Source organism: Rhizobium sp. WSM1328 (assembly GCF_057653715.1).
Genome location: NZ_JBYGKO010000004.1, coordinates 382,579 through 404,011, shown reverse-complemented (window position 1 = coordinate 404,011; position 21,433 = coordinate 382,579). Strand labels below are relative to the sequence as shown.

The 21,433-nt window shown below is 61.4% G+C and carries 21 protein-coding genes; 10 read left to right on the top strand and 11 right to left on the bottom strand.

Annotated elements, in window-relative coordinates:
- Nucleotides 1-2: 2 nt before the first annotated feature.
- On the bottom strand, nucleotides 3-1,175 hold the full coding sequence (locus tag AC2444_RS33100; RefSeq protein WP_128449734.1) for a PLP-dependent transferase: 1,173 nt from the start codon (nucleotides 1,173-1,175) through the stop codon (nucleotides 3-5).
- Nucleotides 1,172-1,894 carry a FadR/GntR family transcriptional regulator gene (locus AC2444_RS33095; protein WP_003553952.1) on the bottom strand — a complete coding sequence of 241 codons (723 nt, stop codon included), beginning with the start codon at nucleotides 1,892-1,894 and terminating at the stop codon, nucleotides 1,172-1,174. The genes AC2444_RS33100 and AC2444_RS33095 overlap by 4 nt, the downstream gene beginning before the upstream one ends.
- A 221-nt stretch (nucleotides 1,895-2,115) precedes the next feature.
- Between AC2444_RS33095 and AC2444_RS33090 the strand changes: the two genes are divergently transcribed.
- The gene (locus tag AC2444_RS33090) at nucleotides 2,116-2,394 is read left to right on the top strand and encodes a hypothetical protein (protein ID WP_128407619.1); all 279 of its coding nucleotides are present in this window, start codon (nucleotides 2,116-2,118) and stop codon (nucleotides 2,392-2,394) included.
- Nucleotides 2,395-2,770: 376 nt separating this feature from the next.
- Complete coding sequence (locus tag AC2444_RS33085; RefSeq protein ID WP_128449735.1) at nucleotides 2,771-4,396, top strand: carboxylesterase/lipase family protein; 1,626 nt, start codon at nucleotides 2,771-2,773, stop codon at nucleotides 4,394-4,396.
- A 77-nt stretch (nucleotides 4,397-4,473) separates the two neighbouring features.
- On the opposite strand, the gene AC2444_RS33080 is transcribed toward AC2444_RS33085, so the two are convergent.
- Nucleotides 4,474-5,304, bottom strand: coding sequence for an SDR family oxidoreductase (locus AC2444_RS33080; protein ID WP_128449736.1), 831 nt, complete (start codon nucleotides 5,302-5,304; stop codon nucleotides 4,474-4,476).
- A 110-nt stretch (nucleotides 5,305-5,414) separates the two neighbouring features.
- Here AC2444_RS33080 and AC2444_RS33075 point away from each other — a divergent pair, with 110 nt between their 5' ends.
- Nucleotides 5,415-6,320: a LysR family transcriptional regulator gene (locus AC2444_RS33075; protein WP_003553995.1), complete on the top strand. Its 906-nt coding sequence runs from the start codon at nucleotides 5,415-5,417 to the stop codon at nucleotides 6,318-6,320.
- A gap of 7 nt (nucleotides 6,321-6,327) precedes the next feature.
- Here the strand turns inward: AC2444_RS33075 and AC2444_RS33070 are convergent, their stop codons facing one another.
- The 3 genes from AC2444_RS33070 to AC2444_RS33060 form a co-directional block, all read right to left on the bottom strand.
- Nucleotides 6,328-7,218 carry a LysR substrate-binding domain-containing protein gene (locus AC2444_RS33070; RefSeq protein ID WP_128449737.1) on the bottom strand — a complete coding sequence of 297 codons (891 nt, stop codon included), beginning with the start codon at nucleotides 7,216-7,218 and terminating at the stop codon, nucleotides 6,328-6,330.
- A 210-nt stretch (nucleotides 7,219-7,428) separates the two neighbouring features.
- On the bottom strand, nucleotides 7,429-8,244 hold the full coding sequence (locus AC2444_RS33065) for an endonuclease/exonuclease/phosphatase family protein (protein ID WP_017996496.1): 816 nt from the start codon (nucleotides 8,242-8,244) through the stop codon (nucleotides 7,429-7,431).
- Between the two features lie 93 nt (nucleotides 8,245-8,337).
- The gene (locus tag AC2444_RS33060) at nucleotides 8,338-9,801 is read right to left on the bottom strand and encodes a phospholipase D-like domain-containing protein (RefSeq protein ID WP_128449738.1); all 1,464 of its coding nucleotides are present in this window, start codon (nucleotides 9,799-9,801) and stop codon (nucleotides 8,338-8,340) included.
- 161 nt (nucleotides 9,802-9,962) lie between these two features.
- On the opposite strand from AC2444_RS33060, the gene AC2444_RS33055 reads away from it, so the two are divergent.
- The 4 genes from AC2444_RS33055 to AC2444_RS33040 all read left to right on the top strand — a co-directional run bounded on the left by AC2444_RS33055 (nucleotide 9,963) and on the right by AC2444_RS33040 (nucleotide 14,381).
- Entirely contained in the window at nucleotides 9,963-10,604 is a 642-nt protein-coding gene (locus tag AC2444_RS33055) for a UdgX family uracil-DNA binding protein (RefSeq protein WP_003554004.1), read from the top strand.
- Nucleotides 10,605-10,746: 142 nt separating this feature from the next.
- Nucleotides 10,747-11,001 (top strand): DUF2934 domain-containing protein, encoded by a 255-nt coding sequence (locus AC2444_RS33050; protein WP_012763312.1) that lies wholly within the window; start codon nucleotides 10,747-10,749, stop codon nucleotides 10,999-11,001.
- Between the two features lie 316 nt (nucleotides 11,002-11,317).
- Entirely contained in the window at nucleotides 11,318-11,491 is a 174-nt protein-coding gene (locus AC2444_RS33045) for a hypothetical protein (RefSeq protein ID WP_164902784.1), read from the top strand.
- Nucleotides 11,492-11,663: 172 nt separating this feature from the next.
- Nucleotides 11,664-14,381 (top strand): hybrid sensor histidine kinase/response regulator, encoded by a 2,718-nt coding sequence (locus AC2444_RS33040; RefSeq protein WP_128449739.1) that lies wholly within the window; start codon nucleotides 11,664-11,666, stop codon nucleotides 14,379-14,381.
- 29 nt (nucleotides 14,382-14,410) lie between these two features.
- Here the strand turns inward: AC2444_RS33040 and AC2444_RS33035 are convergent, their stop codons facing one another.
- Nucleotides 14,411-14,788, bottom strand: a complete 378-nt coding sequence (locus AC2444_RS33035; protein ID WP_128449740.1) for a hypothetical protein — start codon at nucleotides 14,786-14,788, stop codon at nucleotides 14,411-14,413.
- Nucleotides 14,789-14,922: 134 nt separating this feature from the next.
- Here AC2444_RS33035 and AC2444_RS33030 point away from each other — a divergent pair, with 134 nt between their 5' ends.
- The 3 genes from AC2444_RS33030 to AC2444_RS33020 are packed head-to-tail and all read left to right on the top strand — an operon-like array spanning nucleotide 14,923 to nucleotide 16,313.
- Nucleotides 14,923-15,237 (top strand): hypothetical protein, encoded by a 315-nt coding sequence (locus AC2444_RS33030; protein ID WP_003554014.1) that lies wholly within the window; start codon nucleotides 14,923-14,925, stop codon nucleotides 15,235-15,237.
- A gap of 53 nt (nucleotides 15,238-15,290) precedes the next feature.
- A complete protein-coding gene (locus AC2444_RS33025) occupies nucleotides 15,291-15,581 on the top strand; it encodes a DUF3175 domain-containing protein (protein ID WP_128449741.1) in 291 nt (96 codons plus the stop codon).
- A gap of 6 nt (nucleotides 15,582-15,587) precedes the next feature.
- Complete coding sequence (locus tag AC2444_RS33020; RefSeq protein ID WP_128449742.1) at nucleotides 15,588-16,313, top strand: glutathione S-transferase; 726 nt, start codon at nucleotides 15,588-15,590, stop codon at nucleotides 16,311-16,313.
- 133 nt (nucleotides 16,314-16,446) lie between these two features.
- On the opposite strand, the gene ligD is transcribed toward AC2444_RS33020, so the two are convergent.
- From ligD to AC2444_RS33000, 4 genes are all read right to left on the bottom strand, one after another.
- A complete protein-coding gene (gene ligD, locus AC2444_RS33015) occupies nucleotides 16,447-17,325 on the bottom strand; it encodes a non-homologous end-joining DNA ligase (protein WP_128449743.1) in 879 nt (292 codons plus the stop codon).
- Entirely contained in the window at nucleotides 17,322-18,329 is a 1,008-nt protein-coding gene (locus AC2444_RS33010) for a DNA topoisomerase IB (RefSeq protein WP_003554023.1), read from the bottom strand. Before AC2444_RS33010 ends, ligD begins: the two co-directional genes overlap by 4 nt.
- A gap of 15 nt (nucleotides 18,330-18,344) precedes the next feature.
- Complete coding sequence (glgX, locus tag AC2444_RS33005; RefSeq protein ID WP_128449744.1) at nucleotides 18,345-20,501, bottom strand: glycogen debranching protein GlgX; 2,157 nt, start codon at nucleotides 20,499-20,501, stop codon at nucleotides 18,345-18,347.
- 104 nt (nucleotides 20,502-20,605) lie between these two features.
- Nucleotides 20,606-21,400: an SDR family NAD(P)-dependent oxidoreductase gene (locus tag AC2444_RS33000; RefSeq protein WP_128449745.1), complete on the bottom strand. Its 795-nt coding sequence runs from the start codon at nucleotides 21,398-21,400 to the stop codon at nucleotides 20,606-20,608.
- Nucleotides 21,401-21,433 lie beyond the last annotated feature (33 nt).

Sequence of the window (21,433 nt, the reverse complement as noted above, 5' to 3'; positions counted from 1 at the left end):
TTTCAGGATTGTGAGGCGGCGGCGAGCGCCTCCTCGATGTCTCTCCACAAAGCCTCGGTTCCTTCGAGGCCGACATGGAGACGTACGGATCGCGCATGGATGCCGAAGGCATGTGCGGAATTCGGCTGTGCTTTCTGCTGGAGCACCACCTCGCCCGGTACGATCAGGCTTTCATGTCCACCCCAGCTTACGCCCAGTTTGAAGAGCTTGAGGTGATCGGCGAAGGCACGGATATCCACGCCGTCGCGGAATATGAAGGAAAACAGGCCCGAGGTGCCGATGAGGCCAGTGGGCAGACGGTTGGCGAGCCCCGGATGGCAGACCGTCTCCACCACGCCGAGCTTCTGAAGGCGCCTGGCGATTTCAAGCGCCGATGCCTCGTGGGCTTTCATGCGCAGCGGCAGCGTGCGCAACCCGCGGATCAGCAGCCAGGCGTCGAACGGCGAAAGCTTGCCGCCGAGATAGGGATAGGCCTCGGCCTTGACACGCGCGATCATCGCCTTCGAGCCGGCGATGACGCCGGCCACCACATCGCTGTGGCCGCCGAGATATTTCGAGGCTGAATGGATGACGAGATCGACGCCGAGCGTCAGCGGCCGCTGGAAGAACGGGCTTGCCCAGCTGTTGTCGATCATCGAGACGGCGCCATGTTGTCTGGCGAGTGCTGCGAGCGCGCCGACGTCATGCGCCTCCATTACCCAGCTCGTCGGGCTTTCCATGTAGAAGACCTTGGCGCCGGGCAGCGCCTTGGCGACCGCCTCCTCGTCGCGTCCGTCGACATAGGTCACCTCGATCTTCATCCGCTTCAGGATGGTGCCGAACAGGCGAAAGGCATCGGGATAGACATGCTTGACGGCAACGATGCGGTCACCCGGCTCGACGAAGCTTAGGACCGCCGATGAGATCGCCGCCATGCCGCTTGCAAAACCCAGCGCATCCTCGGCACCTTCGAGCTTGGCGAGCATTTCTTCGAAGGCACGCACCGTCGGGTTCAGGCCGCGCGTATAGATCGGCCGCACCCTCTCGCCGCGATAAGAGGCGATCATGTCGTCATAATCGGAAAAGGTGAAAAGCGAGGTCTGGAAAATCGGCGGCACGACGGCGTCAGCGAAGTTGCCTTCGTCGTGCGCCGTGATGAGGGAAGCAAGATCGAACGGTTCAGAGCCGTTGCTCATTTGGACATTTCCTTGATGTCTTCCTCGACGATATCGAGAATTTTCAATGTTTCGGCGCGCGCCGCCTCGGGATCCCCGGCAGCGATCGCATCGAAAAGGGTGCGGTGAAAGGGAAAGGACCGGCGCGCGAAATCCTGGCGGTCGAACGGATGCTCCCAGAAGCGCTCGAAGGTCTCGCGCATCTGCTCGAGAAGCTGGCGAAACAGCGGATTGTGGGTGGCGTCGTAGACAGCGAGATGGAAGGCCAGATCCTCCGGCCCGGAGGTACCCTTCTCCAAGTGCACCCGCTCCATCGCGTCCAGCTTTTCCTCGATGACGACGAGGTCTGTGTTCGTGCGCCGCCGGGCCGCGACCATGCCCGCCTCGCATTCGATGCCGCGTCGAACCTCCAGCGTCTGCAGCAGCACGTCGCGCAGATGAACCGTGTCGAAAGAGAGCGGCATGTGGATCGTCGCCCTGGAAACCGGTTTCAGCAAATAGGTGCCGCTGCCCTTACGCGTCTCGATGACGCCGAGCGCCTGAAAGTGGCGGATCGCCTCGCGAATGGTCGAGCGGCCGACGGCAAGGGCTGCCATCAACTCGCGCTCGGCCGGAAGCCTATCGCCCGCCTTCAACCTGGCTTCCTCGACATAATCCGCCAGCGCATCGGTCACCTGACGCGCGCGGTCCATGACTGGAAGCGGCCGGATCACCGGCCTGTCGCTGCTATTTGCCTTCATGGTTCCCCATTTTCTTATCAGGCAGCCGACGTCTAGAATTGGTCTGACATCTTAGCATTTCTCAAAGATGGAAAGACGTCAAGGGGTGTTTGTTGGTCGGCCGGCCGCTCCACAATTCCCTTTGCACCTCCGAAATGGTTTCAGCGCGGCGCTTACCGCGGGCACGCAGTGGAACCGCCTCTCTCTTCAGGTGTTCCTGTCGATCAGCAGGGAGCTTTCAAATGACCTACGTCGCATCGCCAAGCTACGACCGTAACGACGCCAGCCGCGCTTCGAACCTTCGTCAGTGTCTCGAGACCGCCAGACGCCGCCTCGATGAGATATCGCACAACTCGGAAACCGAGAAAATTGAAACGCTCGTGGCTTCCGCCGTCGAGGCGGGTTGGGAAGAGGATGAAGTGCGCGAGGCCCTGAGCGCCGGCGACGAGCAAGGAAACAAGATGCCGGAGCACAAACCACCCGTCCCAACGATCGGCGTGGTCCCTTCGTCATCTTTTTGACAAGTGGCGGATGCTAGCGCGGTCCTGGCAAGCGGCGGGATCTCGGCTTATCTCGCCGTGTGATCACCTGTGCGGATAATGTTGCCCAATCGCCACCACCCAGGCGCCGATGGTGTTCCGTCAGGCATGCTCAAGACGCTCGACGTCCGGCGGGACCAAACCGCGTGGAAGCGGCCCGCCCGGCGTCAGATCTCCTGTTCATTGGTGGCCGGTCGGCAAGAAAGACTCGTCCAACCCTCCGGCATGATCCTCTCTCCGGCAAACAGTCTGACCGTGGCGTGAAAAAGCGTCGGCGCCGACCTAGTTAGTCACCGACGGCCGGGGATGGCGGCCGTCGGACTTTTGAACTTACAATCAACGACAAGAGGATAAGTTGATGAAAAGGACGTTTCTATATTATTGCACTTTGATATCCGCGCTATCGGCGATGACGGCTTCTATTGTCGGCGCGCCCGCTCTCGCCGAAGAGTTTGTTGCTTCGCAGAGCAAGACGGTCGTCGAAACCAACAAGGGCAGTCTCGTCGGCGCACTCGACGATGGCATCTTTAGCTATCTTGGCGTCCCCTATGCACATGCCGACCGCTTCATGCCGGCGGAAGAGGTCGCGCCCTGGAAAGGCATCCGCCCCGCGGTCACCCATGGCGAGAACTGCTTTATCCCCCGCATGAAGGAAGTGGCCGGCGACGAACTCTTCAATCCGCACCGCTATCTGCCGATGAGCGAAGCCTGCCAGTTCCTGAACATCTGGACGCCGGCGATCAACGACGGAAAGAAACGGCCGGTCATGGTCTGGATCCATGGGGGCGGCTTCACCAATGGTTCAGGCATCGAACTGACCTCGTATGACGGCCACAATCTGAGCAAGGACGGTGATGTCGTCGTCGTCACCCTCAACCACCGGCTCAACGTGCTCGGCTTCCTCGATCTTTCCGCTTACGGAGAGAAATACAAACGGACGGGCAATGCCAGCGTCACCGATCTCGTCGCCGCGCTGAAGTGGGTCCACGACAATGCCGCGGCCTTCGGCGGCGATCCCGGCAACGTGACGATTTTCGGCCAGTCCGGCGGCGGCTACAAGGTGCGCGCCTTGATGGGGACGCCTTCGGCGAAGGGCCTCTTCCAGAAGGCCATCGTTCAGAGCGGCTCCCGGAGCGATTCCGTCGTCGATCAGGCATCCTCGCGGAAGGTGGCCGAACTGACGCTTGCCAACCTCGGTCTCAAGGCTGAGGAAATCGACAAGCTTGCCGACGTCGACTACTACGATCTCCTTGCCGCGGCCGACAAGGCCATCAAGGACGCGACCGCCCAAGGCGCAAAAGACGCCCGCTACGCACCTGTTCAGGACGGGGACTACATTCCGGTGAACCCCGTCGGGACAGAGTGGGTTGACCAGGCCAAGGACATTCCGCTGATGGTCGGAAACACCCTCAACGAGTTCGAGACGGTGATCAATCACAAGGCGGGCGAGCTTCTTGCCGACAACAAGAACAACTGGGACGAAGACAAGTCCGAGGCCAAGCTGAAGGAGCGCTTCGCCGACAAATCCGACGCGGTCGGCAAGGCATTCATGGCGGCCTACCCCGAGAAAAAGATCGCCGACGCCTATTTCCTGGATCTGCGCTTCCGGCCGGGAGCCATCCGTGATCTCGACCTGAAGGCGAAGCAGAACGGGGCTCCTGTCTACTCCTACATGTTCGCCTACGAGTCACCGGTCCTGGATGGGATTGCCATGGCCTGGCATTGCTCGGAACTGCCCTACGTGTTTGCGAACGCCGCTCTGGTCAAGACGTCGACCGGTGGTGGGAGCGACGCCCTGGCGCTTTCCAGGAAGGTGAGCCAGGCCTGGGTCAACTTCGCGCGCAACGGCAAGCCGAGCGCCGAGGGCTTGCCCGACTGGCCGGCCTACACAACCGTCAAGCCTGCGACCATGGTTCTCGACAAGCAGTCCCGCGTGTCAGTCGATCTCGATCGCAAGCTGCTGCAGGCGGCGGGCGCTCTCTAACGAGATTTGCAGGATGGGACATACGGCGCCTGACGACATCGACCAACCGGCACCGGCGGAGCATTTGCTGGTCCCGATCAGGCATCGACATCGGCTGAAATCGTCACCTCCTTGAAGGCGTCGAGTTCAGCCAACCGCTCGACCAGCGCCTTGCGGATCGAGGCATAGCTGCCGGCGCCAAGCGCCAGCCGCTTCGGAGCCAAGTGTTGTTCGGCAGCCTCGATCATCGCCTGCGCCATCTTGACGGGGTCACCCTTGGCCTCGAACCTGCCGTCGGCGATAGCGCGGCGGATGTCGCCGGCCGGCGTCGGGTCATAGGCTTTCATCGGCCGCGGCGCGACCAGCCCGCGGCCAAAATCGGTCCGCGCCGGACCTGGCTCGGCGATGATGAATTCGATGCCGAAGGGGGCGACCTCCTGCGAAACGGCTTCGATGAAGCCTTCGATGCCCCATTTGGTCGCGTGATAGAGGCTGAAATTCGGATAGGCGATCTGCCCGCCTTCCGAAGACACCTGCAGGATGCGGCCGCCGCCCTGCGCCCGCATATGCGGCAATGCTGCCCGGATCACCTGGATCGAGCCGACCAGGTTGGTATCGATCTGATGGCGGATCTGTTCGTCGCTGACCTCTTCGGCAGCACCGAACAGGCCGTAGCCGGCATTGCTGACGACGACGTCGATCCGGCCCATCGCTCCAAAAGCGGCGTCGACGACCGAGCGCACCGCCCCATCATTGCTGACGTCAAGCGTCGCGATCCAGAGGTTGTCGCCGTAATGCGACTTCAAATCATCGAGCGCTGCCGGCTTGCGCACTGTCGCCGCGACGCGATCGCCGCGCGCCAGCAATTTTTCGGTCATGATGCGCCCGAAACCGGAGGAGGCGCCAGTAATCATCCATGTCTTTCCCATTGTCTTTACCTTTCATGCCGCGGCATTGCGGCTGCTCTTGAAGGTAAAGATAGATAAGCCTATTCCTGCTTCTATCCGTCGAATGCTGCATGAGTTGGTGAATTCTAGCCATGAATTACAAGCCGAGCCTTGCCGATCTGAGAGCCTTGTCTGCTATCGTCAACCATCGCAGCTTCCGCAAGGCTGCCGACGAGTTGGGCCTGTCGCCTTCGACGCTCAGCCATATGATGCGTTCGCTCGAAGCCAATATGGGCGTTCGGCTTCTCCACCGGACGACCCGCAGCGTGGCGGCGACGGAGGCCGGCGAGCGCCTCGTTACCCGTCTGACGCCACTGTTCAGGGATTTCGATCTGGCGCTTGAGGAGGTCAACGAATTCCGCGGCCATCCCAGCGGCACGTTGCGGGTCAATACCAGCGAGATCGCCGCGCGGGTGCTGCTCGATGCCGCTGTCCCGACCTTTCTCACCTGCTATCCCGACATGTCGCTCGATCTCGTCACCGACAATCGGCTCGTCGATGTCGTTGCCGACGGTTTCGATGCCGGCATAAGGCTTCGCGAGGCGGTGCCGCTCGATATGATCGCGGTGGAATTCGGCGGAGATACCCGCTTTGTTGCCGTCGCTTCGCCGGCCTATCTGGCAGCGCATCCGGCGCCGCAGACACCGGACGCATTAAAGACCCACGCCTGCATCCGCTTCCGGCTGCCAAGCGGCAAGCTCTTCCGCTGGGAGTTCGAAAAACACGGCCACGAGATTGCCGTCGACGTTCCGGGCGTGCTGACGCTCGACCATGTCGAGCTGATGGCGCAGGCGGCGGCAAAGGGGCTCGGCATCGCCTATGTCTCGGATCGCACCGCCCGGCCGTTTCTCGAAAGCGGCGCGCTCGTCACGGTGCTGGACGACTGGTGTCCTGCCATTCCGGGCCTCTGTCTCTATTATCCCGGCCACCGTCACGTGCCGCAGGGTTTGCGGGCCTTCATCACGGTGCTGACCGAGGTCGAGCGTCACGGCAGATAGGCCGCCTTCAGAAGGTTTCGATCCGGGAGTTGATCCAGCGGACAAAGAACGAGGCAGGCGGAGCGAGACGTTCACAACTGCGCGCGACCAGCCAGTAGGCGCCGTGGGCAACGGCAAGGTCAGACAGGCGAAGCAACCGGCCCGCCCTGATCTCTTCCTCGGCGAAGATATCGTCCATCAGTGCTATGCCCTGCCCGCGCAGGACCGCCTGCATGACCAGCCCGCCATCGGCATAGACCGGCCCCCGCGCGATTTCCGGCATGGCGATGCCTGCCATCTCGAACCAGCGGAACCACACGTCGCGGGTCTCCTCATGCAACAGCGTATGACAGAGCATGTCTTCCGGGCGGTCGATCGCTGGCCCTCCCTTGAGCAGCGCAGGTGCCGCGACCGGCACCATCCTGACATCGGCGAGATGCCCGCTCTCCGTCCTCGGCCAGGCGGTCACGCTGGCGCTGTGGCGGATGGCGATCTCGGCCTGTCCGCCTCGGAACTCGACCAGGCGTGAATCGGCGTCGATCGTCACGTCGATCTCAGGATGCCGTTCGCGAAACTCCGGCAGGCGGGGAACGAGCCAGCACGCCGCGAAGGAAGGTTCCACGCTGATCGTCAGCGCTGCCCTCGCCGGTCGGCTGCGGATTTCTTCCAGGGATTCGTCGATCCGGTCGAAGGATGACGTCAGGATCGCCAGCAGCTTGTTGCCCGATGCGGTCAAATGGACGCCGCGATGGCAGCGCTCGAAGAGCGCTTCGCCCAGCAACGTCTCCAGCTCGCGGATCTGCCGGCTGACCGCCGCCTGCGAGATGAACAGCTCCTGCGCCGCCAGCGTGAAGCTCTCGAGGCGGCCGGCGACCTCGAAACTCCGCAAAGCCGTCAATGGCAGGCGTCCGCGCTTCATCCATAACCTCAAGTCATTCGAGGCTGACGATAAGCTCGTTTGAAGGCGCGAGGCAAGGGGCGGCATATGATTGCGAAGGAGAGATATCGATGCGCAAGCGGATATTCGAGATCATCTTGAACGCCATCCGGCTTGTGACGTTTCAGCCATGGCTGAGTGAAAGCGCCGGCCGAAGTGACAACGGCGACAGCACCCGCTGTCGCCATGACATCAACCCGCAACCGGTTCCAGATCGATCAGCGCCTTGATCGGCAGGTGGTCGGAGGCGATACGCGCGAGCGGCGTATCATGTGCTTCCACCTCCGAGATGATCCCCTTGCGGTTGGCGATGATGCGGTCGAGCGCCAGAAGCGGCAGGCCGGCGGGGAAACTCGGGACGGCGGGCGGCAGTGGTCCGAAGGCGGATTGAAAGGTGTTGAGCGAAGACCGGTCGCCGAGCCGCCATTCGTTGAGGTCGCCGAGCAGGATGGTCGGCATCTCGTGCCTGTCGTTGATCAGTTCGACCAGCATGCGCGCCTGCTGGGCTCTGCTATGGCGCAGCAGCCCGAAATGCGCGGCGATGATGCGCAGCACCCCGCCCTTCTCGAGTTCGATCTCGGCAACCAGCGCGCCGCGCGGTTCCAGCCCCGGCAGCTTGACCTGATGCACGTCATGCACCAGCCCCTTCTTGAAGAGCACGACATTGCCGTGCCAGCCATGCGCCTTCGCCATGCCGGCAATCGGGACCGCGATCAGTCCCGTTTCCCGCTCCAGCCGCCCGAGATCGAGAATGCCGGTGCGCTCGCCAAAGCGCGTATCGGCCTCCTGCAATGCTATCACGTCGGCGCCGATTTCGTGGATGACGCGGCTGGTGCGCTCCGGATCGAAGCGGCGGTCGGTGCCGATGCACTTGTGCACGTTGTAGGAGGCGATCAGCGTCCCCGCACTGGGCGGCCTTGCCTCCGTATAGGCTGCATCGAGCCGCTTTTTCCTGCTCCTGATCGAGGCGAGAATGCTGGCGGGAAGGCTGTCTTTTCTGGCGTGCATCGGCAGGCGCACTTGTTCCGTTGATCGAAAAGGCTTGTCTCAACAGTATAGGCGGGCAAGCCGGACTTGCCACGTCCGATCACAAAAAATCCTTCAGAGATAGGGCGACCCTAGCCACAGCACCTTCTCAAGCAGCCGCACCGGGAAGGGTCGCGCCTGCAGCCCCTCAAGCGTCACGGGCGTCGCGGTTTTCAAGGTTTCCTCGATGTGCTCGTCGATCTCGGCGGCGAAGCCCTCGTTCAGCACTTCGAGATCGACCTCGAAATTCAGCCGCAGCGACCGCGGATCGAGATTGGAAGAGCCGACATAGGCCCAGGTACCGTCGATCGTCAGCAGTTTCGAATGGCTGAAGCTGCCGGTGGAGCGCCAGATGCGGCAGTAATTCTTGAGGATCTGATCGAACTGCGCCGTCATCGCCCGGTCGACCAGCACGAGGTTGTTGAGCGCGGGCACGACGATATCGACTTCGACGCCGCGCCGCGCCGCCGTCACCAGGGCGCTGATGAGTTCGCGGTCCGGCAGGAAATAGGGCGACATGATGCGGATCGACTGGCGCGCCACGGAAAAGGCGCCCATCAGCATCTTGTGGTTGGTCTCGACGCTGCGATCCGGGCCGGAGGCGACGACGCGCATCAGGATGGGATCGCCGGGACTGCGCTCCGGCGGTTCGATGCGCCAGGGCACGTCGTTCAACAACTCCTGCGTCGAGAAGCGCCAGTCTTCGGCGGCGAGGTCGAAAAGGTCGGCCACGACAGGGCCGGTGACGCAGAAGTGCGTGTCGTGGGCAAAGCTCTCGCCTGTTGCCTCCTCGCTGAAACCCGCCCTGATGTTCATCCCGCCCGTCAGCGCGATTTTCCCGTCGACGATCAGGATCTTGCGGTGGGTGCGCAGATTGGCATAGGGCAGCCGTAAACCCATGATGACATTGCCGTTGAAGACGGCCACGGTGACGCCGCCTTCCCTCAGATGGCCGAGAATGCTCGGCACCGAATAACGCGCGCCGACCGCGTCGATCAGCACCCGGACTTCCACACCACGGCTGGCCGCCGCAATCAGCGCATCGGCGATGCGAAGGCCGACCGCATCGCGGTCGAAAATATAGGTTTCGAGCAGGATGCTGCGCGCCGCCTCGTCGATGGCGGTCTTCATCGCCGCATAGGCCTCGTCGCCGGTTTCCAGCACATCGATCGTATTGCCTGAAGTCAGCGGATTGCGCGTCACCCGGTCGCCGAGCGTCTGCAGCGCCGCGAAGCGGCGGCCGAACTGGCTGATCACCGTCTCGGCCTCGGCATCGAAGGTCTCGAGTTCGTCGAATTCGGCCGCAAGCAGCAGCGCGTCGCGCCGCACGCTCAACGATTTGCGGCGGATGCGGTTGATGCCGGCAATCGCATAGAGCACCGCGCCGATGATCGGAGACAGAATGATGACGCCGACCCAGCCAATCGCGGCGCGCACCTCCTCCTTGGTCATCGCGGCATGGATCGCCGCGGCAGCCCCCATGGCGATCGAAACGACAAAGAGGATATGCGGCCAGTAGGTCGACAGGAGATAGAACATCGCTGGCGAATATAGCCGCGAAACGCCGGCGATCAATCACAACGCTGTTCTCTCATGACGCGAAATTTTATGCCGTGACCATTTTACCGCCGCCGCCCGCTTCACCGCGGGAACAATGCCGGCACAGATCGATTGATCCCGAGGAGATGAGGGTCGCCATCATGACCATAGCCGCAAATGTCGGTCCCGCCTGGGCGCTTGAAGTCGCGAATGCCGACAGCATTCCCGAACTTTGGCATCAGGCCGAAGACTGCACCCGTTGTGATCTCTACAGGAATGCCACGCAAATCGTCTTCGGCGAAGGCTCCGGGAAAGCCGAGATCGTCCTCATTGGCGAGCAGCCGGGGGACCAGGAGGATTTGACCGGCAGGCCCTTTGTCGGCCCCGCCGGCCGGCTGCTCGATCACTGCCTCGAAGAGGCCGGTCTCGATCGTCAACGCTGTTATGTCACCAATGCGGTCAAGCACTTCAAGTTCACGCCGCGCGGCAAACGGCGGCTGCATGCAAAACCGAATGCCGGCGAGATCAGGCGGTGCGCCTGGTGGCTCGGCGCAGAGCTCAACATCCTGCGGCCGAAGCTCGTCGTGACGCTCGGTGCAAGTGCGCTGTATGCGTTGCTTGGCCCGAAAGCAAAGCTGACGCCGGAGCGCGGCCATATCCTGCATCCGACAAACCATCCGCCTGTTCTGGTCACCATCCACCCCTCCTATCTCTTGCGCATCCGTAACGAGGCGGACCGAGACCAGCAGCGCCGGGATTTCGTGTCAGATCTGCACAAGGCCGCGGAGTTTCGGCCCCGGTAAGCGTCGATTCTCAACCCTAATATGCTGCGATGCGAAATATTTCCGGTTGCGGCGCGATTTCGCTTGAAAGAGCTCCCCTCCTCTGGAACCATCCGAGCAGTATCGCGTTCGAACGACGGCATCATGTGACTGGAGATCAGCGATGGCAGAAACTCGGGAAGAGTGGATCAAAAAACGTGCATACACCCTCTGGGAAGAAGAGGGATATCCGACAGGGCGAGATTCCATTCATTGGGAACAGGCACGAGACGAGCGCGACGCGCTCGAGGGCTCTGCTGCGTCTTCCAACGGCAAGGAAGCCAAACCCAAGGCGAAGCGCAGCGTGACGGGCAGCAAGACCAACGGCGTCGTGACACCGGCACCGAAGCGGACTGCAAGCCGCAAGACGGCGTCCTGAACACTTGGATTACCGAGCAAGTCTATTAAAAAGGGCGTCGTCGCGACGCCCTTTGATCTCGTTTTGTCATATGCCTGAATTAGTTTTGCTTTAGGGATTCCACGATGGGCTTCCATGCGGGGGTGAACAGAGGCCGAATGACGCTGCAAGCTTTGAGGCTTCCGAAAAAAGTTGAATCTTCGTCCGATAACCGGGAACAAGAAGGTGCGATGATTGTTTATGGCGCAACGAGGAAGTTGCCATGAAGGACAGTCATACCGAAATCCTCTTTTTAGCCAGCAGCCGCGCTTCGACCGCGATCGTGTGAGGGATGGAGATGTCGCTCCTCATCGTCGCCGCGCTGCTCTACCTCGGTCTCGCCCTTGGCTTCATCCTTGTCGTCGATAACCTCGTCGGACTGGTTTTCCGCGATCCCCGTGCGCCCGCGCAGTTGCCCTTCTTCCACATCGGCCGCGCTTTGGTCGCTTCACAAAAACTCTATCGAAAATAACCTCCCGGGCACCGCCGCAAACCGCGAAAAGCGTTGAACACCCGGCAGTCAGGGATATTTCGATCGCGCCCTTTTCCTCCCATCGTTAGCCTCTATGTTGAAGCTTTGGAAGGGCTGGACCCCGAGCCGACCGATCACATCGGTGCGGCAGACGACAAGGAAGCGATTTTGAATGAGAAGCGTCGGGGACGGCTGGCCGAGAGGTGGAGGCGAAATCGGCGAATTGTTACGGCATCCGGATTTCCACGCCGTCGGTCTCGGTCCGGTCGAAAGCTGGCCTGCCCCTCTCAAGCACGTCGCCGAAATGGTGTTGAATTCCCGCCAGCCCAAATTCGTCGCCTGGGGTCCGGATCTCGCTTTTCTCTACAATGAAGCCTATGTGCCCGTTTTCCCCGAGCGGCATCCCGATGCCCTCGGACGACCCTTTCGTGAGGTCTGGGCGGATATCTGGGAACAGTTCTCGCCGATCGTCACCAGCACGCTCGAAGGCAGTTCGCAGCTCTTCAAAGAGCTGCTCATCCCGATGCGCCGCGACGGCCGTACCGAAGACACCTGGTTCACCTTCTCATACACGCCGCTGCGCGACGATGACGGCAGGGTCGCCGGCATCCTCTGCGCGGCCCTTGATGTCACCGACCAAGTGTCGGCCAAGCGCGGCGAACAAAGCGCGCTGGAAGAACTGCGTGCAAAATCGGAGGCACTTGCGGTTGTCAACCGGGCGGGCGCGGCGATCACCGCCGAGCCCAGTGTCGAACGCCTCACCCAGATTGTCGTCGATGCCGGCGTGACGCTGACCGGCGCGGAATTCGGCGCCTTTTTCTACAATGTCGATGATGGCGAGGGTGGCAGCTACATGCTCTATGCCCTCTCCGGTGTCGATCGGAAGAACTTCGAGAAATTCCCGATGCCGCGCAATACCAAGGTCTTCGCGCCGACCTTCAACGGCGAAGGCATCACGCGCTCCGACGACATCCTGCTCGACCCGCGCTACGGGCAGAATGCGCCGCATGCTGGCATGCCGAAGGGACATCTTCCCGTCAGGAGCTATCTTGCCGTGCCGGTGAAATCACGCGACGGCGGCGTCATCGGCGGCTTGTTCTTCGGCCACGGCCAGCCCGGCCGTTTTTCCCAAGCGGCCGAGGCGAGCCTCGTCAGTCTCGCCGGCCAATCGGCCGTCGCGATCGACAATATGCGGCTTTTCCGTGCCGCCAAAATCGAAATCGACCAGCGCCGCAATATGGAAGATCAGCTGCGGAAACTTAATGAAATGCTCGAGGTCCGCGTCGCGGCCGAGATTGCCGAGCGCCAGCAGGCCGAAGCAGCGCTCCAGCAGTCGCAGAAGATGGAATCGATCGGCAAGCTCACCGGCGGCGTTGCCCATGATTTCAACAATCTGCTGCAGGTGATCTCAGGCAACCTGCAGCTTCTCGGCAAGGACGTGGCAGAGAGCGGTCGGGCCAAGGAACGGATTTCCAACGCGCTTGCCGCCGTCGAACGCGGCTCGCGGCTGGCAAGCCAGTTGCTCGCCTTCGGCCGCCGGCAACCGTTGGAGCCGAAGGTCGTCAATATTGGCCGTCTCGTCACCGGCATGGACGACATGCTGCGCCGCGCGCTCGGCGAGGAGATCGAAGTCGAGACCATGGTCTCCGGTGGGCTCTGGAACAGCTTTGCCGATCCGACCCAGATCGAGAACGCACTGCTCAACCTTGCGATCAACTCCCGAGACGCGATGGCTGGCCCCGGTAAGCTGACGATCGAGGTCGGCAACGCCTTCCTCGACGACACCTACAGCCGCACCCATCCTGAAGTCACCGCCGGCCAATATGTCGTGCTGGCGGTTACCGATACCGGATCCGGCATGATGCAGGAGGTCATAGAACAGGCCTTCGAGCCTTTCTTCTCGACCAAGCCGGAAGGCAAGGGTACCGGTCTTGGCCTGTCGATGGTCTATGGCTTCGTCAAGCAGTCCGGTGGCCACGTGAAGATCTACAGCGAGATCGGCGAAGGCACGACCGTCAAGCTCTATCTGCCCCGCTCGTTCCAGAGCGAGGATCGCATCACCAATGTCGACAGCGTGCCGGCGACCGGGGGCACGGAAACCATCCTCGTCGCCGAGGATGACGAGGGTGTGCGCACGACTGTCGTCGAGATGCTGACGGATCTCGGCTACTACGTGTTGAAGGCCAAGGATGCGCAAAGCGCGCTCACCGTGATCGAAAGCGGCGCCCATATCGACCTGCTCTTTACCGATGTCGTCATGCCCGGGCCGTTGCGGAGCCCGGAGCTTGGGCGCATGGCACGCGAGCGTCTGCCTGACATCGCCGTGCTCTACACATCGGGCTATACCGAAAATTCGATCGTCCATGGCGGCAGGCTCGATTCCGGCCTCGAACTGCTCTCCAAACCCTATACGCGCGAGGAACTCGCCCGCAAGATCCGCCACGTGCTTACTATCAGGACGCAACGCCGCCAAGGGGCGAGCGATGCCGCGGTGGCCGCTCCCAAACATCCCGAGGTCGCCCGTCAAAAGCTGAAGCTGTTGCTGGTGGAAGACGACGCCTTCATCCGCATGGATACCGCCGAGCTTCTGCAGGATCTCGGCTATGACGTCATCGAGGCTGATAGTGGCGAACGGGGCGTGGAAATCCTCCGACATACCATCGTCGACATCATCGTCGCCGATGTCGGCCTGCCCGGCATGTCGGGTCAGGCCTTTGCCGCGAAGGCGCGTGAGGCCTTTCCTTCGGTCGGACTGGTATTTGCCACCGGCAACAGCAGCCTGCCGGATGCAAATCATCTCCCCGGCTCGGTGCTGCTGTCGAAACCCTTCAGCAGCATAGCGCTCGACCAGGCGGTCAAGAACGCCGTCCAACAACGGCCTGGCGTGTAGGCCAGTCACGATATGCTACAACTTTTGCTTTATGCGTCGGCGCCGTCGAGCTCAGGATATTTCCGCATCAGATCCACCTCGCTGGTGCAACTGTCGTCGCGCGCCGTCAGCTCGATCGAGATGGTGTCGGCAGGGTCGAGACGACCATCATCGTGATGGCTGCCGCCATCGTGAAAACTGCCATCGTCGTGATAGACGGGAATGCGCGCACCGCTCTGACTGACCAGCACGGCATCACGCTTGAAGCCCCTCCGTAGCAGCCAGTCACGCGGCGCCATCAAACGGATGTCGACCTCATAGGAACGCCCCTTCCCGTGCTTGAGGCTGACGGTGTAGATGACCGGTGATACCTGGCCGTTCACGTCGATCGCACCGTTTCCATCGGCTTTGACGATGTGTTTTTCCATGTTCTCGGCTCCTTCTTATGCACATCGGAAACCTGATAAACCTGGCTTTTGTTCCGAATTCGGCCCAATGACCTGGGCGGGAACTTTTGGGCTCCGTACCGGTTCAGTCCCTTTGCAAACCACAGGAGGCCGAGATGCCGAGAGGTGATAAATCCGACTATACCGACAAGCAGAAGCGCAAAGCCGAGCACATCGAGGAGGGCTACGAGGATCGCGGCGTCTCCGAGAAGGAAGCCGAACGGCGTGCTTGGGCGACCGTCAACAAGGAAAGCGGCGGCGGCAATAAATCCGGTTCCGGCCGCGGCAAGAAGGATACGCATGAATCCTCCGAAAAGGGCGGCCGCGTCGGCGGTGCGGCATCCGCCGCACGCTCGAAGGAGGAACGTTCCGCTTCCGCGAAGAAGGCCGCGGCGACGCGCAAGCGTAACGAACACCACAGCCACCATTGACTAGGATGCGGCAGCGGAGGCTTTCCGCCAGCCACACGGGGAGTTTTAGACCCATGGCCAAATCGAAAAAGAAATGGTCTCAGGACGTCACCGAACGCAGCGATGCGATGGACCTGAAGGAAGGCGTGTTCAAATCGGACGATCCGAGGAAGATTGCCCGTTCCGTCAAGCACTCCGCCGAGGAGAGTGATCGCCGCAAGTCAAGCCCTTATGGCGCTGCCATGTCGATGCTGACCTTCTACATTAACCGCGCGGGCGACCAACTGACGAAAAAGCGGCGCGGGACCCTTGAAAAGGCCAAGGACGAACTGCGAAAAGACTTTGGTCGTAAACCGAAGGATTGAGCAGCCATGGCATACGAGCTTTATTATTGGGACGGCATTCAAGGCCGTGGCGAATTCGTGCGGTTGGCGCTGGAAGAAATCGGCGCCGCATATATCGACGTTACCCGCCAGCCCGGGCGCGGCACCGGCGCCATGATGGACATCATGGAGAGCGAAAGCGAAACGCACATTCCCTTTGCGCCACCGTTCCTGAAGGACGGCGACCTTATTATACCGCATGTCGCCAACATCCTGTTTTATCTCGGACCGAAACTCGGCCTTGCGCCTGAGGATGACGGCCTTCGCCATGTCGTCAACGGCCTGCAGCTGACCGTCACCGATTTCGTCGCCGAAGCGCATGATACGCATCACCCGATCGACATGTCGCTTTATTACGAGGACCAGAAGCCAGAGGCAAAAGCCCGCTCGGCCGCCTTCATCCGCGACCGCATTCCGAAATTCCTCGGTTATTTCGAGCGGGTGCTGCGACAGAACCCGAAAGGCCCCAACCATCTGGTCGGCGATGCGCTGACCTATGTCGACCTCTCGCTCTTCCAGGTAATCGAGGGCCTGAATTACGCCTTTCCGAAAGCCATGACGAAGCGCAAGGCGGAATATCCCTGCCTCTTGGCTCTGCATGACGCGGTCGCGAAGCGTCCGAACATCGCCCGCTATCTCGCCTCCGCCCGCCGCCTCGCCTTCAACGAGGAAGGGATTTTCAGGCATTATTCTGAGCTGGACGGTGCCGGCTGAGACAAGAGAAATTTCAGGAAAACTGCGAAGCGGTTTTCGCCAGGCAAAGCGCGAAGCGGTTTTGCCGGGACTGCGTAAAAGTAAAAGGATAGAGCCGCTTCTGCGCTTCCGTTAAAGCCGAACTAAAAGCCGTTCATTCCAGCGGAACGGCCGCATCGAAGAAATTTCCCCATGGATCCTTCGGCCGGGTCTCCAACCGTTGCGGCACGTTGGCGAGCGTGAAAGCGGCCGGACCGCTCACCTCGTTCAATTCTGACCAATCCAGCGGCATGGAAACCGGCGCGCCCGATCGTGCCCGCGTCGAATAGGCCGCGACCGCCGTGTTGCCGCGGCCGTTGCGGAGATAATCGATGTAGATATGTCCACCGCGTTTTGCCTTTGTCGCGGTTGCCAGATATTTGTCCGGCGCATCGGCCGACACGCTTTCGGCCAGTGAATGGGCGAAATCCTTCACCTCGGCCCAGCCGGCCTTCGGCGCAAGCGGCGTCACCACATGCAGCCCCTTGCCGCCCGACGTCTTGACGAAGGCAGCCAGGCCGCGGGCTTCCAGCCGCGACTTCAATTCAAGCGCTGCTGCTATCACCGCGCTCCAGGTCACGTCTTCGCCGGGATCGAGGTCCATGGTGACCATATCGGGTCTTTCCCAATTGTCGGCCGTTGCCCCCCAGGGATGAATTTCGAGCACGGCCGACTGCACCAGCGCCACGAGACCGTTGAAATCGCCGATGCGCAGCAATTTTTCGCCGACCGCATCCTGCGGGTCGGCGATCTCCTCGATGTGCGGATTCATGCCTTTCCAGGCATGTTTCTGGAAAAATCGCTGATGGCCCTTTATGCCGTCCGGCAAACGCAACAATGCCAAGGGCCGGTTGACGACATAAGGCGCCATGAATGGCCAGACCGCCGCGTAGTAATCCGCCAGCGCCTGCTTGGTCACGCCCTCGTCCGGCCAGTAGAGCCGGTCGGGATGCGTCAAGGATACGTCCGATGCCGGCGTATGTCTGGGGCTCATTCTTCGATCTCGCTTGTGAGGAAATCAAGTAGCCTGTTTTCCTCGGCCCGCAAGCCCCGCAGCGGCTCGTTGCCAGTCTCGATCAGCGGATGATCGTTGCCGGCGAGCGCGATGATCGCGGGATGGATATAGCTCGAGCGCGAGATCGCCGGTGTGTTGTGTAGCGCCTCGGCCGCGGCCTCCGACATCTGCTTCACGGTCGGCCGGCCGCCACCGAGGATCGTCTCGCGCGCCGCTCCGAAAGCCGCCAGCGATCCGGCCCAGGTGCGAAAGGTCTTCGCCGAAATCGGAATGCCGGATATCTCGGCCAGATAGGCGTTCAATCGCCCGGAATCGATTGGCTTCAGCGTCCCGCTTTCGTCCTTCCAGACGAAGAGTTGGCGGCCTGGCAGGTCGGCTATCTCCTCCAGGATCTTCTGCAGCCTGGGATGCTTGAGGCTGCGCTGGACGCGTTTGCCACCTTTCGCACGGAATTTCAGTTCGATCTGCCCGTCGACGATCTTCAGGTGGCGTTTTAGCAGCGTCGTTGCGCCATAGGTGCCGTTCTCCCTGACATAGGCCTGATTGCCGACGCGTAGGTGCGCCTCGTCGAGCAGCGTCGTCAAAGCCGCAAGCACGCCATTGACATCCTCTGCACCGGTATCGAGATGGCGCAGCACGGTGCGGCGTATTCGAGGCAGCGCCCGGCCGAACTCGATCAATTGATGGAATTTTCCCGCACTTCGGAAGGATTGCCATTCCTTATGGTAGCGGTATTGCTTGCGCCCGCGCGCATCGAAGCCAGTCGCCTGCAAATGGCCGTTGTCGTAGAGGCAGATCCAGACATTCTCATAGGCTGGGGGCAGACCGAGCGCGCCTATGCGCGCCCGCTGCAATTCGTCGGCAAGCGTCGTACCGTCGGGCATCACATAGCTGAAGCCCTTACCCTTCCTTCGCCTGCGGATGCCTGGTTCGGTGTCGCTGACATAGACAAGACCAAGGTCGGTGATGGCTTCGGCATTCATGTTCTCTGCGACCCGTTACTTGCTCCTGCGGCCGAACTGGAACCAGCGGCGACGCTCGGCTTTTGTCGCGCCTTTCGGCGGCTCGGTTTGTCCCTTCGGCGCGAAGACCGCCACGCTCTGGGCATAGACGATGACCGGATTCTCTGGCTCGCGCACCTCGAAAGAACCCGTCTCCGAGCCCGTGTCGAGAACCCTCGACCACTGTTTCAGCCCGTTCACCACGGGCAGATGAACCTCGCAGTCGCCACCTGCATTGAAGACGAGGAAGAGGTCGTCCATCTCCTCGGTGTCCGGTGCATGCACGCTCCTCGAGACGTATACGCCGAGTACCTGCAAACCGTCGTCGTTCCAGGCCCCATCGTCCATGAAACCGCCGTCCGGCTTGTACCAGGCGATCTCGATGCGTCCGTCGTCGGCTGTCTCTCCGGTCAGGAACCGCTCCTGCCGCAAGACGGGATGGGCCTTGCGGAAGGCGACGGCCTGCCGGCAGAAATCGAGGAAGGGGTCGTCGACCCCCGACCAATCCGTCCAGCCGATCTCGTTGTCCTGGCAATAGGCGTTGTTGTTGCCGCCTTGGCTGTTGCCCAGCTCGTCGCCGGCAAGGATCATCGGAACGCCCTGGGAGAGCATCAGCGTCGCCATCAGATTGCGGCGCCGCCGCGCCCGAAGGCTGTTGATGTCCCCGTTATCCGTCACGCCTTCGGCACCCATATTGTCCGAATGATTGTCCGAATGTCCGTCCCTGTTCTCCTCGCCGTTCGCGTCATTGTGCTTGTCGTCGAAGGAAACCGTGTCCATCAACGTGAAGCCGTCATGGGCCGACAGCAGATTGATCGATGACGTCGCGCCCCGATCCGAGTGGTTGAACTGTACCGCCGAGCCGGTGATGCGTTGCGAGATCTCCGAGACCATGCCGCCATCGCCCTTCCAAAAGCGACGCACGTCGTCACGAAACTTGTCGTTCCACTCACGGAAGGGATGTGGAAAGCCGCCAACCTGATAACCGCCATCGCCCACGTCCCAGGGCTCGGCGATCAGCTTGACACCGGCAAGGATCGGATCCTGGCGGATTGCGCCGAAGAACAGGCCCTGCCGATCGAATTCCATATCCTGGCGGCCGAGCGTGCTGGCAAGGTCGAAACGGAAGCCGTCGATATGCATGACGCCGACCCAGTAGCGCAGGCTGTCGAGCACCATGCGCATCACCATGGGATTGGCGGCATTCAGGGTGTTTCCGGTCCCCGTGGTATCGAAGGTGTGGCGCGGATCGTCGGGGGAGAGAATGTAATAGCTCGCATTGTCGAGCCCGCGGAAGGACAGCGTCGGCCCTTTCTCGCTGCCTTCGGCGGTATGGTTATAGACCACGTCCATGATGACTTCGATGCCGGCGGCATGGAACTTCTTCACCATGGTCTTGATTTCGGTGATCTTGTCGCCGGACAAGTAGCGCGATTGCGGCGCGAAGAAGCCGAGTGTCTGATAGCCCCAATAATTGCGTAGGTTTTTTTCCAGGAGATAACGATCGTCGAGGAAATACTGGATCGGCAGTAGCTCGATCGCCGAGATGCCGAGCTTGACGAGATGGTCGATGATCGGATCGCTGCACATGCCGAGAAAGGTGCCGCGTAGCCGGTCTGGCACCTTCGGATGGATCATCGTCAGGCCGCGCACATGCGCCTCGTAGATGATGGTGTCGGGCCAGGGACGGCGGATCGCCTCTTCACCCGCCCAATCGAAGTCCGGATCCTGCACCACGCCCTTGACCATGAAGGGGGCGCTGTCACGCTCGTCGAAGGAAAGGTCGTCCTCGCCGATCTGGTAACCGAACAGCGCGTCATCCCATTTAAGCTCGCCCGTCACTTGTTTGGCATAGGGGTCGAGCAGGAGCTTGTTCGGATTGAAGCGATGGCCGGCTTGTGGGTCATAGGGGCCGTGGGCGCGATAACCGTAGACCGTGCCCGGGCCGACGCCGGCGATATAGCCCGACCAGATGTCGCCTTCGCGCTTCGGCAACGGCAGCCGGGCAATCTCGTTCTTTCCGTCAGGCGAGAAGAGGCAGAGCTCCATCTGTTCCGCATGGGCGGAGAATACCGCGAAATGGGTGCCAGAACCCGTATACTCCGCTCCCAGCTCCGGCTTGAGGAAGTCGAGTTCCGAAAATGAAAAGCTCATGGTGCCCCGCTTGGTGAAAAGAACAAGCGGGAAACGTCACGGCGGTTCGAAAGTTCCCTTTTTAAAAAAGGGAAAGCGAGGATCTTGCCCGCCGATCGAGGCGTTCACGGCATCAGCTGGCCGCCATTGACCTCGATGATCTGGCCGGTGATGTAGCCCGACAGCGTCGGCGAGGCGAGGAAGAGATAGGCGCCGACGCAATCTTCCGACGTGCCGACGAAACCCATCGGGATCGACTTGCGCTGCAGCTCCATCTGCTCGTCATTGGTATAACGCTCGTGGAAGGGTGTGGCGATAACGCCCGGCGCCACTGCGTTGACACGGATCCGGTCGGGGACGAATTCCTTGGCATGGCCGCGCGTGATCGTCGAAACGAAGCCCTTGGACGCCGCATAGAGGATCGCACCATTGCCGCCGCCATTGCGCGCAGCGATCGAGGTGGTGTTGATGATGAAGCCACCCTGCTTCTTCAGCCAAGGATGCGCCGCACGTGTTGCCGCCAGCACCGAGCGGGCGTTGAGGTCCATGACCGCGGCATAATGGGCGTCGGTATATTCCGAGGTCGGCTTGCGCCCCAGCATGCCGCCGGCATTGTTGATGAGCCCGTCGAGATGACCGAAGGTCTTCGCCGTCTCCTCGACGACACGCTCGGTCTCGCCTTCCCTCGACACGTCCCCCTGGATCAGGTGCACGGTGCCGCCGGCAGCCCGGATCTCGTCTGCAAGCGTCTCCGCCGGTTCGCGGCTGGCATTGTAATGCACGCCGACCTTGGCCCCTTGAGCCGCAAAGGCGCGGGCCAGCGCCGCGCCGATCCCGGTCGAGGCGCCGGTGATCAGCACGGCCTTGCCGGACAGGTCCGGCAGCTTGATGGATGCGAGCGATTGCGCAAGTTCGACCATGGCGACGATTCCCTCCCGAATAACCAAGGACAT